The organism is Caulobacter sp., assembly GCF_049283275.1.
GTDB lineage: Bacteria > Pseudomonadota > Alphaproteobacteria > Caulobacterales > Caulobacteraceae > Caulobacter.
Genome location: NZ_JBAPVS010000025.1, coordinates 1 through 15,448 on the forward strand (window position 1 = coordinate 1; position 15,448 = coordinate 15,448).

Consider the following 15,448-nt stretch of genomic DNA (forward strand, 5'->3'; position numbering starts at 1 on the left):
GCGCCGCCTTCGGTCACCACGCCCAGCACCGTGCCCGGCACGACGGTCGCGCCTTCCTCGGCGCTGATCGAGGCCAGGACGCCGTCGGCCGGAGCCACGACCTCGAGGCTGACCTTGTCGGTTTCCAGCTCGACGAGCAGTTCGTCCTTCTTCACCGCCTCCCCGGCCTTCTTGGTCCAGCGGGCCACCGTCGCTTCGGTGACGGATTCGCCGAGGGCGGGGGTCATGATGTCGGCCATGTGGGGTTCCGATGTCTCTTGTTTGGTCCGGGCGGGTTCAGTTCAGGACTTATCAGTGTCTGAGCGAAGCGTCAGGCGAAGGCTTCGTTCAGGAAGGTCTCGAGTTCTTTCATGTGGCGGCTCATCATGCCCGCGGCCGTGGAGGCCGAGGCCGGACGGCCGACGTAGCGGGCGCGCTTGGCCTTGACGCCGAGCTTGGCCAGGCTGAGCTCCAGCCACGGATCGACGAAGGTCCAGCCGCCCATGTTCTTGGGTTCTTCCTGACACCAGACCAGCTCGGCGTTCTTGAAGCGGCCCAGCACGGCCAGGACCGACTTCAGCGGCCAGGGATAGAACTGCTCCAGGCGCACGATGTAGACGTCGTCGCGACCGGCCTTGGCGCGGGCGTCGATCAGGTCGAAATAGACCTTGCCCGAGCAGGCGATGACGCGGGTGATCTTGTCGTCGCTCTTCAGCTTGACGCCGCCGACGTCGCAACCGGCTTCGGCGCCGTCGATCATCACGCGGTGGAAGCTGGAGCCCTCGGCCATGTCGTCCAGGTTCGAAACCGCCTTCTTGTGACGCAGCAGGCTCTTGGGCGTCATGACGATCAAGGGCTTGCGGAACTCGCGGTGCATCTGGCGACGCAGGGCGTGGAAGTAGTTGGCCGGGGTGGTGCAGTTGACCACCTGCATGTTGTCTTCGGCGCACGACTGCAGGAAGCGCTCCAGGCGGGCCGAGCTGTGCTCGGGGCCCTGGCCCTCGTAGCCGTGCGGCAGCAGCATGGTCAGGCCGCTCATCCGCAGCCACTTGCGTTCGCCCGAGCTGATGAACTGGTCGATGACCACCTGGGCGCCGTTCACGAAGTCGCCGAACTGGCCTTCCCACAGGGTCATGGTGTTGGGGTCGGCCAGCGAGAAGCCGTACTCGAAGCCCAGAACCGCCTCTTCCGACAGGGCCGAGTCGATGACCTCGTAGTGGGCCTGGCCGGCGCGGATGTTGTTGAGCGGCGTGTAGTGCTCTTCGGTCGTCTGGTCGATGATGTCCGAATGGCGCTGGGTGAACGTGCCGCGCACGCTGTCCTGGCCGGACAGACGGACCGGGAAGCCCTCGTCGAGCAGGGTGGCGAAAGCCAGGTGCTCGGCGGTGCCCCAGTCGATGTTCTCGCCCTTCTCGATCGCCTCGCGCCGGTTCTCGATCACGCGCTTGACGGTCTTGTGGGCGTTGATGCGGTCCGGAATGGTCGTGATCTGGCGACCGATCTCCAACAGCTTGGTCTTGGAGACGTCGGTCTTGCCCTTGCGCTCTTCGTCGCCGGGCAGGGCCAGGCCCTTCCACTTGCCGTCCAGCCAGTCGGCCTTGTTGGCCTTGTAGCTCTTGCCGGCGTCAAACTCGCTGTCGAGGAAGGCCTCGAACTCGCCGACCCAGCCGTCGATCTCGGCCTGGGTGGCGACGCCCTCGCCGACCAGGCGCTGGCTGTAGAGTTCGCGGGTCGAGATGTGGTCCTTGATCTTGGCGTACATCAAGGGCGAGGTCATCGTCGGGTCGTCACCTTCGTTGTGACCGAACCGGCGATAGCAGAACATGTCGATGACCACGTCCTTGCCGAACATCTGGCGATATTCGGTCGAGACCTTGGCCGCGAAGACCACGGCTTCGGGATCGTCGCCGTTGACGTGGAAGATCGGGGCTTCGACCATCAGCGCCACGTCCGACGGATAGGGCGAGCTGCGCGAATAACGCGGGCTGGTCGTGAAGCCGATCTGGTTGTTGACGATGAAGTGGATGGTGCCGCCCGTGCGGTAGCCCTTCAGGCCCGACAGGGTGAAGCACTCGGCCACCACGCCTTGGCCCGCGAAGGCCGCGTCGCCGTGCAGCAACAGCGGCAGCACATGGCCGCGGCCGGCGTCGGGCTGTTCGCGCAGGGTGAAGGCCTGCTTGGCGCGGGCCTTGCCGATCACCACCGGGTTGACGATTTCCAGGTGCGAAGGGTTGGCGGTCAGCGACAGGTGGACCTTGTTGTCGTCGAACTCGCGGTCCGACGAAGCGCCCATGTGATACTTGACGTCGCCCGAGCCCTCGATGTCCGAAGGCACCGACGAGCCGCCTTGGAATTCGTGGAAGATCACGTGATAGGGTTTGCCCATCACGGCGGCCAGGGTGTTCAGGCGGCCGCGGTGCGGCATGCCGATGACGATTTCCTTCACGCCCAGCGCGCCGCCGCGCTTGATGATCTGCTCCAGCGCCGGGATGCAGGCTTCGCCGCCGTCGAGGCCGAAGCGCTTGGTGCCGGGGAAACGCTTGTGCAGGAAGCGTTCGAAGCCCTCGGCCTCGATCAGCTTCTTGAGGATGGCGACCTTGCCCTCCTTGGAGAACACGATCTCCTTGTCGCGGCCCTCAATGCGCTCCTGCAGCCAAGCCTTCTCGGCCGGATCGGAGATGTGCATGTACTGCACGCCGACGTTGTCGCAGTAGGTGCGGCGCAGGATCGACAGGATCTCGCGGATCGACGAGGTCTCCAGACCCAGCACGAAGTCCAGGAAGATCGGGCGGTCGTAGTCGGCCTCGGAGAAGCCGTAGGTCGCCGGGTCCAGCTCGGGGGCCGCGGGCTTGGGCTCCAGGCCCAGCGGATCGAGGTTGGCGGCCAGGTGGCCGCGCATCCGGTAGGCCCGGATCATCATGATGGCGCGCAGGCTGTCCAGCGTGGCGGCGCGGACGGCTTCGGCCGAAGAGCCCGGGGCCTTGGCCTCGATGGCCTTGGTCATCTTGGCTTCGACGGCGGGGGCCACGGTCGGCCACTGGCCGTCCAGGGCCGACAGCCATTCAGGACGGACGGTCGGCGCCTGGCGCGGCGTCCAGGTCGGGTCCTGCGCGGCGCGCTTGACCTGGTCGGCCTGGTCGGAAAGCGTGGCGAAGAAAGCGCCCCAAGAAGGCTCGACCGATCCAGGGTTCTCGGCCCACCGGGCATAGAGATCTTCCACGAAAGCCGCGTTGGCTCCGTAGAGGAACGAGGTCTCGGTCAAGACCTGATTGATGATGCCTGCGTCGTCCGCCATCGTCTTTGCCTTACGATCCTTTTACGCCACCCCTAACGGCGTTGCGTAAATATAGTCTCTCAATCACCGGGCGCCCGTATAACGAACGGGGCCCAGGTGATTTTTTCGGATCGTCGACTGGCGGTCGCAAAAAACCTGGGCCCCGCACGGGGCGGGGTTTCGGTGTCGTGATTAACCTTTGAGCACCTCGAGGAGGGTCTCGCCCAGTCGGGCCGGCGACGGCGAGACGCGGATGCCCGCGGCTTCCATCGCCGCGATCTTGTCTTCCGCGCCGCCCTTGCCGCCCGAAATGATCGCGCCGGCGTGGCCCATGTGACGACCGGGAGGGGCCGTGCGGCCGGCGATGAAGCCGACCATGGGCTTCTTGCGGCCGCGCTTGGCTTCGTCGGCCAGGAACTGAGCGGCTTCCTCTTCGGCCGAGCCGCCGATCTCGCCGATCATGACGATCGACTTGGTGGCTTCGTCGGCCAGGAACAGCTCGAGGATGTCGATGAACTCGGTGCCCTTGACCGGGTCGCCGCCGATGCCGACGGCCGTGGTCTGGCCGAGGCCCGCGTTCGTGGTCTGGAACACGGCTTCATAGGTCAGGGTGCCCGAGCGCGAGACGACGCCGACCGAGCCGTTCGAGAAGATCGAGCCCGGCATGATGCCGATCTTGCACTGGTTCGGGGTCAGAACGCCGGGGCAGTTGGGGCCGATCAGGCGCGACTTGCTGCCTTGCAGAGCCTTCTTGACCTTGACCATGTCCAGCACCGGAATGCCTTCGGTGATGCAGACGATCAGCGGGATTTCCGCGTCGATGGCTTCCAGGATCGAGTCCGCCGCGAAGGGCGGCGGGACGTAGATCACCGAGGCGTCGGCGCCGGTGGCTTCCTTGGCTTCGCCGACCGTGTCGAACACCGGCAGGCCGATGTGGGTCTGGCCGCCTTTGCCGGGGGTCACGCCGCCGACCATCTTGGTGCCGTAGGCGATGGCTTGTTCGGAGTGGAACGTGCCCTGGGCGCCGGTGATGCCCTGGCAGATGACCTTGGTTTCAGAACCGATGAGGATGGACATGAGAGTTACGCAGCCCCTTTGACAGCGGCGACGATCTTCTCGGCCCCGTCCGACAGGTCGTTGGCGGCGATGACGTTCAGGCCGCTTTCCGAAATGATTTTCTTGCCGAGTTCGACGTTGGTGCCTTCCAGGCGCACGACCAGCGGAACCTTCAGGCCCACTTCCTTCACGGCGGCGATGACGCCTTCCGCGATAATGTCGCAGCGCATGATGCCGCCGAAGATGTTGACCAGGATGCCCTTCACGGACGGGTCGGACGTGATGATCTTGAAGGCCGCGGTGACCTTTTCCTTGCTGGCGCCGCCGCCGACATCGAGGAAGTTGGCCGGCTCGGCGCCGTACAGCTTGATGATGTCCATGGTGGCCATGGCCAGGCCCGCACCGTTGACCATGCAGCCGATTTCGCCGTCCAGGGCGATATAGGCCAGGTCATACTTCGAGGCTTCGATTTCCTTGGGGTCTTCTTCGCTCTCGTCGCGCAGGGCGCGGATGTCCGGGTGGCGGAACAGCGAGTTGCCGTCGAACGACAGCTTGGCGTCCAGGACCCGCAGGTGGTCGTCAGCGGTGACGATCAGCGGGTTGATCTCCAGCATGGCCATGTCCTTGGCCAGGAACGCCGTATAGAGCTGACCCAGCAGGGTCGCGGCTTCCTTGGCCAGGCCGCCGGTCAGGCCCAGGGCCTTGGCCAGGGCGCGGGCGTGGGTGGGCCACACGCCGGTCGCCGGGTCGATCGAGAAGCTATGGATCTTTTCGGGGGTGGCGTGGGCCACGTCCTCGATGTCCATGCCGCCTTCGGTCGAGGCGACCACCGAAACCATCGAGGTCTCGCGATCGACCAGCAGCGACAGGTAGAATTCCTTGGCGATCGCCGCGCCTTCTTCGATGTAGAGGCGGTTGACCTGCTTGCCCTTGGGGCCGGTCTGGTGGGTCACCAGCACGCGGCCGAGCATCTCCTCGGCGGAAGCCTTCACCTCGGCGACCGACTTGACGACGCGCACGCCGCCCTTGGCGTCGGGGCCCAGGCCCTCGAACTTGCCCTTGCCACGGCCACCGGCGTGGATCTGGGACTTCACGACGAACACCGGTCCGCCCAGCTTTTCAGCGGCGGCGACGGCCTCCTCGGGAGTGAAGGCGGCGTAGCCGCGCGGAACTGGAGCGCCGAACTCAGCGAGGACGGCTTTGGCTTGGTGTTCGTGGATGTTCATGAGGGACCGGTCTCAACGACGGCTTCTGAAATTGTGGCCGGGTTATAGGAGTGTGATTTCGCAGGCGCAACCGCGCTTGGACCGATTGTTCCGCCTATCTGAAAAAGTGGGCCTAACGGGCGCAAGCCCGGAACTGCTTGGACTTTTTCACCGAACACCGAGTTCTCAAGGGTCAAGCCGACCCTTCCCCGGCGCGAAAAAAGGTACCGCTACCACTCGCAGCGCCGAATGACAGCCTTGTCATGCCCCTCACTTGACCGTCGCGGTGGCCCGGCGCTCGAGCTTCCCCCAACCCACGCGCCCTCCCCGCGCGGCCGTCAGCACCGACTTGACCACCACGTAGTACATCAGCTGCCGATAGCCGAAGCGCTGGATCGGCAAATAGGGCAGGTCAGCCCACGGGGCGCGCTTCTCAAGGGCCATGCCCAGGGCCCCGGCCGACAGGTCGACCAGGATGAACACCGCCCAGTAGAGCAGGCCGCGGATCGTGTCGTCGGGCGACCACTCCACCGGGTGGGCGATCGCGCCATAGAGGCCCGAGACCAGGCTCCAGACCACCGCCAGGTCGACCAGGGGCGCGGCGACGGCCAGCAGGATCTGGAACAGCCAGATCTGCGGCAGGGCCACGAAACCCAGGGCGGGCGTCTTGGGATTGAACATCGCCGCGCGGTGCTTCCACACGCACTGCAGGGTGCCGAACGACCAGCGGAAGCGCTGCTTGAGCAGACCGGCGACGGTGTCGGGGGCCTCGGTGAAGGCCTGGGCCGACGGGTCGAAAGCCACCTTCCACCCCGCGCGCTGGCAGGCGATGGTCAGGTCCTGATCCTCGGCCAGGGTGTCGGCGGGGTAGCCGCCCAGGTCGTCGAGCACGCTCTTGCGCCAGGCGCCGACCGCGCCGGGCACCACGGTCACCGCCCCCAGGGCCGCCAGGGCCCGGCGCTCCAGATTCTGGGCGGTGACATATTCCAGGGCCTGCCAGCGGGTGACCATGTTGACCCGGTTGCCGACGATGGCGTTGCCGGCCACCGCCCCGATGGCCGGGTCCTGGAACCAGCGGACGAGGCGCCCGATCGTCTTCGGCGGGAACAGCGTGTCGGCGTCCAGGGCCACGACATACTCGCCCTTGGCCAGGGCCAGGCCGCGATTGACCGCCCGCGCCTTGCCGCCGTTCTCGAAGCTCAGCAGGGTCACGCGCGGATTGTCGCCGTGGGCGCGGCGCACCGCATCGGCCGTGTTGTCCTTGGAGCCGTCGTCCAGGACCAGGACCTCGAGGTTCTTCCACTCCGACTCCAGGATCCGCGCCACCGAGGCGGCAATCACCTTCTCCTCGTTGAAGCAGGGGATCAGCACGCTGACCAGCGGACCGCTCTCGGGATTCAGGGTCTCGGGGCTCTCGTGCGTCCAGCGGTGGACCAGGGCCAGGCAGGCCAGGAACACCAGGCGCGCCAGGCCAAGGGCGATGGCGGTCAGGAACAGGGTGGTCAACAGCACCTTCACCCCACGGAACAGGCCAAAGCCCACCCGGTCCAGGCCCAGGGCCACCGGATCGCGATCGCTGACCGGCATCACTTGAGCGGAGCTCATGCCGGCCAGTTCGCCAACGGTGACCAGCCGATAACCGCGCGCCCGGATGGCGTCGATCAGGCCCGGCAGGGCCGCCACGGTGCGCGAGCGGTCGCCGCCGGCGTCGTGCAGCAGCACCACCTGGCCCGGCCGGTCGCCCGGATGGTCCAGCCGCTCGAGCGTACGGTCGATGATCGTCTGGGGCGTGGGCTTCTGCCAATCGTCGGGATCGATCCGCAGGCCGACGATCAGATAGCCCAGGGTCTGGGCGATCACCAGCGGGGCCACCTCGTGCGGGGTCGACGGCTCGGCGTCGCCGAAGAACGGCGGTCGGAACAGGCGCATCGAGCGACCGGTGATCACCTCGAACAGGCGCTGGGTGGCGTTCAGCTCGACATCGGTCTGAGCGATCGGCGTCTCGCCGATATTGGGGTGGGTCCAGGTGTGGCTGCCGACGTCATGGCCCTCGGCGACCTCGCGCTTCACCAGGTCGGGCCGGCCCTGCATGTTCTCGCCGATCACGAAGAAGGTGGCCGGGGCGTTCTTCTGCTTGAGGATGTCGAGGATCTTCGGCGTCCAGCGCGCGTCGGGGCCGTCGTCGAAGGTCAGGGCCACCAGGCCGGGCTTCTGGCCGTAGCGTTCGATCACGTAGGCGCTGGGCAGGACGTCGTAGGTCTGGTCGGCGATCAGGCCGGTGTCGGGGTCGAACGCCAGGGTCCGCTTGCCGGGCGTGGGCAGGCCCTCGACCCGCAGCACCTCGCCGCCGCCGTCGAAGTCGACGCTCGTACCGCCCGGGATGCGGGTCAGGCCCGCCGCCGAGGCCTGGCCGTAGGGCCGGCCCAGCACGCTCCAGACGCCCGGGTCCTCCATGCCCATCCGCCATAGGCCGTAGCCGCGCGGCTTCCATTCGTCGGTGACCTTCACCGCGTTGAACAGGGTGGTGGCGTCCAGGAACCAGACCTCGTGGTCGTCGCCGTTGTCGTCCCTGTAGCTGTAGGTCGGATTCAGGGCGTCGTCGTCCATGTCGATGGCCGCGCCGGCGTCCTGGGCGTTGCGGATCGCCTCGTGGAAGGTGACCGGGGCGCCCGAGGCGGCCTTGCCGGTCTTGTCCAGGGTCCAGTCGTAGCCGTAGGCGCCCAGGGCCAGGATCGTGCGCGCCGGATCCAGCTTGGCGAAGCGCTTGGCCAGCTCGGCCTCGTACCAGTCCTGGCCGGCGTTGGGCCCGGGATCGCCGCCGGCGTAGTGCTGGTCGTAGGCCATCAGCACCACGGTGTCGGACGCGTCCTGCAGGCGCTTGAGCGGCCAGCCCTGCCCGTCGAACGGCGCGGTGACCCAGACCTCGCGCCCATTCGGCTTGAAGGCCGCCCGGGCCTCGTCCAGCAGCTTGGGATAGTTGGCCAGCCCCTTGGGCGACAGGTTCTCCAGGTCGAAGACATAGCCGCCGTAGCCGCGCTTGACCGCCAGGTCGGCCAGGCCGGCGATCAGCTTGGCCCGCGCCTTGGGGTTGGCCAGCAGGGCGTCGGCCAGCGGTCCGTTGAAGGCGGCGTCGGCTGAGTTGTGGACCAGGGGCAGCACGGCCGGATGGTTGGGGGCTGCGGCGATCCGGGCCACGCCCTGCGGATCGTCGTCCAGCGCGATGTCGCCGTACGAGCCCCTCAGCGCCACCCATTGCGGCGAGACCACGTCCAGCTTGTCGATGTTGCGGCGCAGGGACTCGCGGGAGTCCTCGTCCCAGCTGACATAGAAGCCCACGCTGATGGGGCGCACCTGGGCGGAGCCGCCGCCTCCCTGGGTCACGGCTGTCGGACGCGGCACCTTGCGCCAGTCGAGGTTCGGCTTCAGCCGATGGGCCGTCTCCTTGTGCAGCGACGACAGGACATGCGGGTCCTTCAGGGTCACCGACGGCAGGCGCGGCGCGAAGGCCAGGGTGGCCAGGAAAGCAGCGACGACGGCCGCCAGGACCGACAGGGCGATCCCCAGGACCAGCCGCATCCTCCGGTCCCGCCGTCCGGTGGGGTCGTGGAAAATATGCCGCTCGTCACTGCCCATAGTCGCGGTCCCGCGTTCGTCAGCGGGCTCTTGAAACCGGAACGTGTCGGAACGGTGGCGCTCGCGACGAGATCAGTCCACCCAGTCCTTGGCCAGCCGACGTGAAGCCAGGAAGAACAACAGGGCCGCGACCAGATAGAAGCCCATGCCGGTATAGATCGACCAGCGCAGGGATTCCTGACCGAACGCCGGCTTGAGCAGGTCCGAGACCAGGCCGAAATAATAGGTGCCGACCGCGATCCCCAAAAGGTTGTTGATCAGCAGGAACAGAGCCGAGGCCGTGGTGCGCATCGGCGCGGGGGCCAGGTGCTGGACGGCCGCCGTGATCGGTCCAAGCCAGGCCAGGTTCAGGCCGGTGGGGATCAGGAAGATCGCGAAGGCCAGGGCCAGGGACGCGACGCCGCCCCCTTGGCCGCCCAAGCCGCCGACCAGCGCGCCGCTGTTCATGGCCAGCAGGAAGCACGGCACCGAGATCAGGAACGCCACGGCCGGGGTCAGCGGATAGCCGGCCTTGGACTTGGCGCCCAGCCGGTCGGCGACCGCCCCGCCCAGCCAGATGCCCATCAGTCCGCCGAAGAAGGCGATGCCGGAATAGTACCAGGCGGTCTGGCTCAGGGTCAGGTCCAGGCTGCGCATGAAGAACGACGGCAGCCACAGCGCCACGCCGTAGCCGCAGACCGAGGACGAGGCCGCCCCGAACGACAGGAGCCAGAAGCTGGGCTTGGCGGCCAGCACCCGGACCACCTCGCCCAGCGGCGCCGCCGGGGCCTGGACGGTGGTGGTGTCGCCGACCGCCATGTCGGCCCCGCCCCGGCGCGGATCGCGGACCACCAGGCGGAAGATCGGCGCCAAGGCCACGCCCAGCAGACCCACCACGATGAAGGCCGTGCGCCAGCCGAAGTGCACGGCCAGCAGGCCGCCCACCAGGGTGCCGGCCGCCGTGCCCAGCGGGATGCCGAAGGCGTAGGCCGCCAGGGCCCGGGCGCGCTGGGACTTGGGGAAATAGTCGGCCAGCATCGAATAGGCCGGCGCCACCCCGCCCGCCTCGCCGATGCCCACGCCCATCCGAGCCAGGAACAGGGCCGAGAACCCGCCGGCGAAGCCGCACAGGGCGGTGAAGCCGCTCCACAGGGTCAGGGCCGTCGTCATGATCCACACCCGGCTGAAGCGGTCGGCCAGCCAGGCGATCGGTATGGCCAGGGTGGTGTAGAGCAGGGCGAAGGCCAGACCGCTCATCAGGCCGAACTGGCCGTCGCTCAGGCCGAACTCTTCCTTGATGGGCTTGGCCAGGATGCCCAGGATCTGCCGGTCCAGGAAGTTGAGCGTGTAGACCAGGACCAGCATGGCCAGCACGACGTAGCGGTATCGCGAGCCGCCAGTGGGGGTCTGTGTCTGTGCGTCGCTCATCTGATTCCGCCGCGGTTGCCTGGAGGGAGACAAAGAAACGGCGGCGGCTCGTCGTGCAAGCCGCCGCCGGATAGTCAAGGTCGAGGGGAAGCCTAGAACTTGGCGGCGACCGTCACGCTGTAGGTGCGCGGCGGACCGTAGAAGGCGCTGACCGAGTTGGCGAACAGACCGGTCGCGCCGTTGGGGAAGTTGTAGCCGCCGACACGATAGCGCTCGTCCGACAGGTTCTTGCCCTGCAGGATCACCTTCAGCCCGCCGGTCGATGAAGCCCAGGTGATGTTGGCGTCGTAGAGCCAGTAGGCCTTCTGGTCGAGACTGCTGGGGACTTCGAACATGCTGGCGTCGCCGCGATAGGAGGCCATCGGCGCAACCGTGACGCTGCCGCGGTCGCCCAGATCGGTGCGCCAGGTCAGCCCCACATTGCCCACCCATTCCGGCGTGTTCTGGAACACGCGGGAATCGGCGAAGTCGCGCTTGACCGGCGGAACCTGGGTCAGGTCCAGCGCCAGGTACTCGTCGTATTCGGCCTTGATATAGCCCAGCGAGAAATTGGCGCTGAGGGCGTTGGTCAGGGCGGCGACGCCCTCCAGCTCCAGGCCGTACATATGCGACTTGCCGACGTTCAGCACCTGGCTGGCGATCGAGGCGCCGACCGGGGTTTGCAGGGTGACCTGTTGGTCCTTGTACTTGGAGTAGAAGACCGCCGAGTTCAGGCTGAGGCGACGGTCGAAGAACGTGCCCTTCAGCCCCCCTTCGACGGTGTCGACCGTCTCGGGCTCGTAGCCGTTCCGGGTGTCGGGCGTCAGGACGACGTCGCCGCGCATATCGAAGCCGCCGGACTTGAAGCCCTGGCTGTAGGAGACATAGCCCGTGCGCTCGTCGTCGAGCTTGTAGCGCAGGCTGACGCGCGGGGTGAACTTCTCGAAGTCCTTGGAATTGGTGAAGTTCGAGCGCAGCAGCCCCGGCACGGCGGTGTTGTTGCCGAACAGCGGGCTGCGGATGCCCGTGAAGTTCTGGCGATAGACGTGGCCGATCTTGTCGTCCTTGGTGTAGCGGCCGCCGACCGACAGCGAGAGCTTTTGCGTCAGGTCGTAGCTGACGTCGGCGAAGGCCGCCCAGCTCTCGGTGTCGACCCAGCCCGACGTCGCGGTGGTGGTGTTGGCCTGCGAGAGCACGGTGTCGAAGGCCCCGGCCGCCGTGGCGCTCATATAGTAGACACCGGCCACGCCCTGCAGACGGTCCGACGAATAGACCAGCTGGAATTCCTGGCTGAACTGGTGATCCAGGTACTGGGCCGGCACGTCGAGATACGCCCCGGGCAGTTCGTCAAAATCGATGGTGCCGTTGGTCGAACCGCTGCGGTAGGCGCTGATCGACTTTAAGGTCAGGGCGTCGCTGATGTTCCACTCGCCCAGCAGCGACACACCCTTGGTGATGACCTGGTTGTAGTCGCCCGAACCCGCGTTGGTGTCGTAGACGTCGGCCGGCGGAGATCCGCCCGGAATCAGCGCGCCGCCGAAGGCGATGGCGGGGACCTCCCGGTGGCCGTGGCGCGGGTTGGAATTGTCGCGCATGTAGTCGCCCGACAGGCGGAAGAACAGCTGCTCGGCCGGGCTGAACTCCACCGTCGCGCGGGTCGACAGCACGTCCTTGTCGTAGTGTTCGGCGCCGGTGTTGAGGTTCTTGCCGTAGCCGTCGTGGTCGTATTTGGCCAGGGCCAGCGACAGGCCCAGCTGGTCGCTCAGCTTGCCCTTGATCGAGGCCACCTCGTTGTGCTCGCCGTAGGAACCGATCGTGCCTTTGAGATTGAACTCCGGCTCGCCTGTGATCTTGCGGGTGACGTACTTGATGGCGCCGCCGATGGTGTTGCGGCCGTAGAGGGTGCCCTGCGGACCGCGCAGCACTTCCACGCGCTCGACGTCGTAGACGTCCAGCACCGCGCCCTGCGGCCGGGCGATATAGACGTCGTCGACATAGAGGCCCACGCCGGGCTCAAAGCCCCACAGCGGGTCCTGCTGGCCGACGCCGCGGATGAAGGCGATCACGGTCGAGTTCGAGCCGCGCGCGATCTGCAGGGTCAGGTTGGGGGTGGTCTGTTGCAGGGTGGTGATGTCGCCGGCGCCGATGCGCTCCAGCTTCTCGGCGCCGTAGGCCGAGACGGCCACCGGCACGTCCTTGAGGGTTTCCTCGCGGCGGCGGGCGGTGACGATCAGGTCCTCGACCTGTGTGGTGTTGGCGGCCTGTTCCGAGGCGGCGGGCGTGGCGTCCTGGGCGACCACGGAGGTCGCGGCGGCCGACCAGGCCGCGCCGGCCATCAAGGCCAGCTTGAGCATCGTTTTCATTGGGTTTCCCCTCCCCTATGCGTTCCGTCCCGTGCCGGACAGCTCCGTTGAACGGACGCATTTCCCGGCTTTCGCGAATTCATTAGGCCGCGAATTGGACAACACTGTCACCCAGACCGGCGCTTTGCGCCAGTCCTTTTTCATCAACTGATGAAATGAAGGCGCGAAGCCTTTCAACGCTTTGGGAAGATTGAGGAATCAGCCTTGCGGAGAGCGGGCGATCACCGCCTCGAAGCCGGCGGCGCAGTAGGCGAACAGCCGGGCCCGCACCGCGGCGAGGTCGCTGGAATGGCACAGCCCCTCCGACAACGAGTCGATGCGGCCGGTCTCCGACAGGGCCAGCATCATCGAGCCGGTCAGGAACTGGTAGCTCCAGTAGAGGTCGCGATATTCAGCCTCCGGACGGACCGCCTTCAGGGTCTCGACCAGGCGGTGGACGACCGGATCGAAGAACCGCGCCATGGTCTCGCCGCCCCAAGCCGGGGTGTTGTTCACCTGGGCCACCAGGGCGAAATAGCTCTTCCACCCCTGGCCGCCGTCCTGGGAGATGCGCAGCAGCGGCTCGATGAAGGCCTCGATCACCCCCTCGACCGTCATGGTCCCAGGGTGGCTCTTCTCATAGGCGTCCATCGACAGGCCGCGGGCGGTGTTGAGGATCTCGGCCCGGCGCAGGAACACCGAGTCGAACAGCTCGCGCTTGGCGCCGAAATAGTAGTGGATCAGGGCGGTGTCGACGCCGGCCTCGGCGGCGACCTGGCGGATGGTGACCCCGTGGAAGCCGTGGCGCGCGAACAGCCCTTCGGCGGCGTCGAGGATGGTCTCCTTCAGGTCCCGCCCGCCGGCCTTGGCGGGACGACCGCGCCCAGCCGGTTTGACCGGAGCGGCCGATTGGGCGGTGGCCGCTTGGGCGCGAGGGGCTCGAACTTGCGACGTCATGCTCTGTGGTCCGCGCATTGCTTGACCGTTCGTAGGCCTCCCGGCGCGGACCTGGCAAGCGCGACGCGTTCCGCGTCCCGAGCCGGAACGTGACGGGCGCCGAAACCGCTCACATTTTCGGCTGACACGCTCTAGCCGAACACGACCTGCCACATCAGCCGGCCCGGCAGGAAGGCGAAGGCGCCGGCGATCAGCAGGCCGCCGACGAACAGGCCGGTCATCGTACGGCCATGCAGGCGGACATTGTGCTTGCGGGCGGCGAACACCCCCATGGGCAGGGCGATCAGGGTCCAGCCGGCGAACAGGTGCAGGAGGCTGAAGCTTCCGCCATTGGCGCGGTGGATGAACAGCGACGAGATCGCCGCCGTCGCCATGGCCGTCACCCAGACCCAGCCCAGCGCGCGGTGGAGGGTGTCGCCCTTCAGGCCCAGCATCAACGCCACGCCCACCGCCAAGGCCGCGCTGACCGCCGCGACATGGACCTGGATCTGGACCGGCGCGGCCGCCAGCAGCCCGAAATTGGGCGCGTGCAGATGACCTTTGAGATGCAGGAAGCCGGCCAGGGCCGCGGCCGGACCGCGCCCTCCCGCCAGCCCCGTCGCCAGGATCAGGCCCACGGTGACGGCCAGGCCGATGACCACCGTGCGCAGAAAGCGGGTCGGACCGATTGACAGGCCAGCGTCGGACATCTTGTTTCTCCCGAAGCGATCGCGCCGTGCGGGGGCGATCAAGATCGGATCCGGCTTAGGATCGACGACGACGGGGGTCATCCGAAGGTGCGTGAGACAGCGTCGGCAGTTCGTGAACGGCGGGCCGGCGCCACTGGCGCTTCGCCAATGACCACGCCCGTCCTTGCCTTCCTGCAACACTATCTGCGTCCGCTGGCCGTCGCGGTCGCGGCCGGGACCTTCCTGGCCCTGGTCGGCGCGGTGAACACCGGCGACATCCCGCTGCTCCCGCGCCTGGTCTATTGGGTCGGACTGTCGGTCCTGGGCGCGGTGTTGGGCACGAGCGTCGCCCTGGTCGTCGGCCGTCTCTGGCCGGGACTGGGTTCGACCTGGTGGCGCGCCCTGGTCATCGTGGCGGTCCTGACGCCGCTGTTCACGGTGCTGGTCTGGCTGGCCGGCGGACGATCCCCCCTGACGCCCCGGGTCGCGGCGGCCTATTTCGGCGTCACCCTGCTGATGACCAGCGGCATGACCGCCCTGATGACCCTGGCCGGCCGGCGACCGATCGAGACCCACGCCGCCCCGCCGGAAGCTCCGCCCCCGCGCTTCCTGGACCGCCTGCCGCCACGCCTGCGGGGCGGCGAGATCTACGCGATCGAGGCCGAGGACCATTATCTGCGCCTGCACACCTCCAAGGGCCAGGATCTGATCCTGCTGCGGCTGTCGGACGCCGTGGCCGAACTGGAGGGCATCGAGGGCGCCCAGACCCATCGCTCGTGGTGGGTGGCCAAGGCGGCGGTGCGCGACGCCAAGCGGGGCGACGGCCGCGCCACCCTGACCCTGACGAGCGGCGTCGAGGCCCCGGTCAGCCGAGCCTACGCCCGGACCCTGCGCCAGGCCGGCTGGTACTAGCGAACGCGCTAAGAAAAAGGCTCCTCGGGCGACACC

10 protein-coding genes are annotated in these 15,448 nt (G+C 67.4%); 1 reads left to right on the forward strand and 9 read right to left on the reverse strand.

Translation table 11 applies throughout. The annotated features are described in order from the left end of the window. From WAL33_RS01310 to WAL33_RS01350, 9 genes are all read right to left on the reverse strand, one after another. Nucleotides 1-239: biotin/lipoyl-containing protein (locus WAL33_RS01310; protein WP_422177723.1), on the reverse strand; the 239-nt coding region annotated here is incomplete at its 3' end. 71 nt (nucleotides 240-310) lie between these two features. Then, on the reverse strand, nucleotides 311-3,274 hold the full coding sequence (locus WAL33_RS01315) for a 2-oxoglutarate dehydrogenase E1 component (RefSeq protein ID WP_422177725.1): 2,964 nt from the start codon (nucleotides 3,272-3,274) through the stop codon (nucleotides 311-313). 171 nt (nucleotides 3,275-3,445) lie between these two features. Beyond that, on the reverse strand, nucleotides 3,446-4,330 hold the full coding sequence (gene sucD / locus WAL33_RS01320; RefSeq protein ID WP_422177727.1) for a succinate--CoA ligase subunit alpha: 885 nt from the start codon (nucleotides 4,328-4,330) through the stop codon (nucleotides 3,446-3,448). Between the two features lie 5 nt (nucleotides 4,331-4,335). Beyond that, the gene (gene sucC / locus WAL33_RS01325) at nucleotides 4,336-5,535 is read right to left on the reverse strand and encodes an ADP-forming succinate--CoA ligase subunit beta (RefSeq protein WP_422177729.1); all 1,200 of its coding nucleotides are present in this window, start codon (nucleotides 5,533-5,535) and stop codon (nucleotides 4,336-4,338) included. A 249-nt stretch (nucleotides 5,536-5,784) separates the two neighbouring features. Further along, on the reverse strand, nucleotides 5,785-9,090 hold the full coding sequence (locus tag WAL33_RS01330; RefSeq protein WP_422177731.1) for a glycosyltransferase: 3,306 nt from the start codon (nucleotides 9,088-9,090) through the stop codon (nucleotides 5,785-5,787). Between the two features lie 129 nt (nucleotides 9,091-9,219). Then, the gene (locus tag WAL33_RS01335) at nucleotides 9,220-10,554 is read right to left on the reverse strand and encodes a spinster family MFS transporter (protein ID WP_422177733.1); all 1,335 of its coding nucleotides are present in this window, start codon (nucleotides 10,552-10,554) and stop codon (nucleotides 9,220-9,222) included. A 92-nt stretch (nucleotides 10,555-10,646) separates the two neighbouring features. Next, nucleotides 10,647-12,896: a TonB-dependent receptor gene (locus WAL33_RS01340; protein WP_422177735.1), complete on the reverse strand. Its 2,250-nt coding sequence runs from the start codon at nucleotides 12,894-12,896 to the stop codon at nucleotides 10,647-10,649. Nucleotides 12,897-13,094: 198 nt separating this feature from the next. Beyond that, nucleotides 13,095-13,832 (reverse strand): TetR family transcriptional regulator, encoded by a 738-nt coding sequence (locus WAL33_RS01345; protein ID WP_422177737.1) that lies wholly within the window; start codon nucleotides 13,830-13,832, stop codon nucleotides 13,095-13,097. Between the two features lie 131 nt (nucleotides 13,833-13,963). Then, on the reverse strand, nucleotides 13,964-14,521 hold the full coding sequence (locus WAL33_RS01350) for a DUF2306 domain-containing protein (protein WP_422177739.1): 558 nt from the start codon (nucleotides 14,519-14,521) through the stop codon (nucleotides 13,964-13,966). A 147-nt stretch (nucleotides 14,522-14,668) separates the two neighbouring features. Between WAL33_RS01350 and WAL33_RS01355 the strand changes: the two genes are divergently transcribed. Next, the gene (locus WAL33_RS01355; RefSeq protein ID WP_422177741.1) at nucleotides 14,669-15,412 is read left to right on the forward strand and encodes a LytTR family transcriptional regulator DNA-binding domain-containing protein; all 744 of its coding nucleotides are present in this window, start codon (nucleotides 14,669-14,671) and stop codon (nucleotides 15,410-15,412) included. Nucleotides 15,413-15,448: the final 36 nt, after the last annotated feature.

Coding starts and splice junctions, on each gene's coding strand:
- sucD (WP_422177727.1), bottom strand. CDS start 4,330: ATGTCCATCCTCATCGGTTCTGAAACCAAGGTCATCTGCCAGGGCATC.
- WAL33_RS01330 (WP_422177731.1), bottom strand. CDS start 9,090: ATGCGGCTGGTCCTGGGGATCGCCCTGTCGGTCCTGGCGGCCGTCGTC.
- WAL33_RS01340 (WP_422177735.1), bottom strand. CDS start 12,896: ATGAAAACGATGCTCAAGCTGGCCTTGATGGCCGGCGCGGCCTGGTCG.
- WAL33_RS01355 (WP_422177741.1), top strand. CDS start 14,669: ATGACCACGCCCGTCCTTGCCTTCCTGCAACACTATCTGCGTCCGCTG.
- WAL33_RS01350 (WP_422177739.1), bottom strand. CDS start 14,521: ATGTCCGACGCTGGCCTGTCAATCGGTCCGACCCGCTTTCTGCGCACG.
- WAL33_RS01315 (WP_422177725.1), bottom strand. CDS start 3,274: ATGGCGGACGACGCAGGCATCATCAATCAGGTCTTGACCGAGACCTCG.
- sucC (WP_422177729.1), bottom strand. CDS start 5,535: ATGAACATCCACGAACACCAAGCCAAAGCCGTCCTCGCTGAGTTCGGC.
- WAL33_RS01345 (WP_422177737.1), bottom strand. CDS start 13,832: ATGACGTCGCAAGTTCGAGCCCCTCGCGCCCAAGCGGCCACCGCCCAA.
- WAL33_RS01335 (WP_422177733.1), bottom strand. CDS start 10,554: ATGAGCGACGCACAGACACAGACCCCCACTGGCGGCTCGCGATACCGC.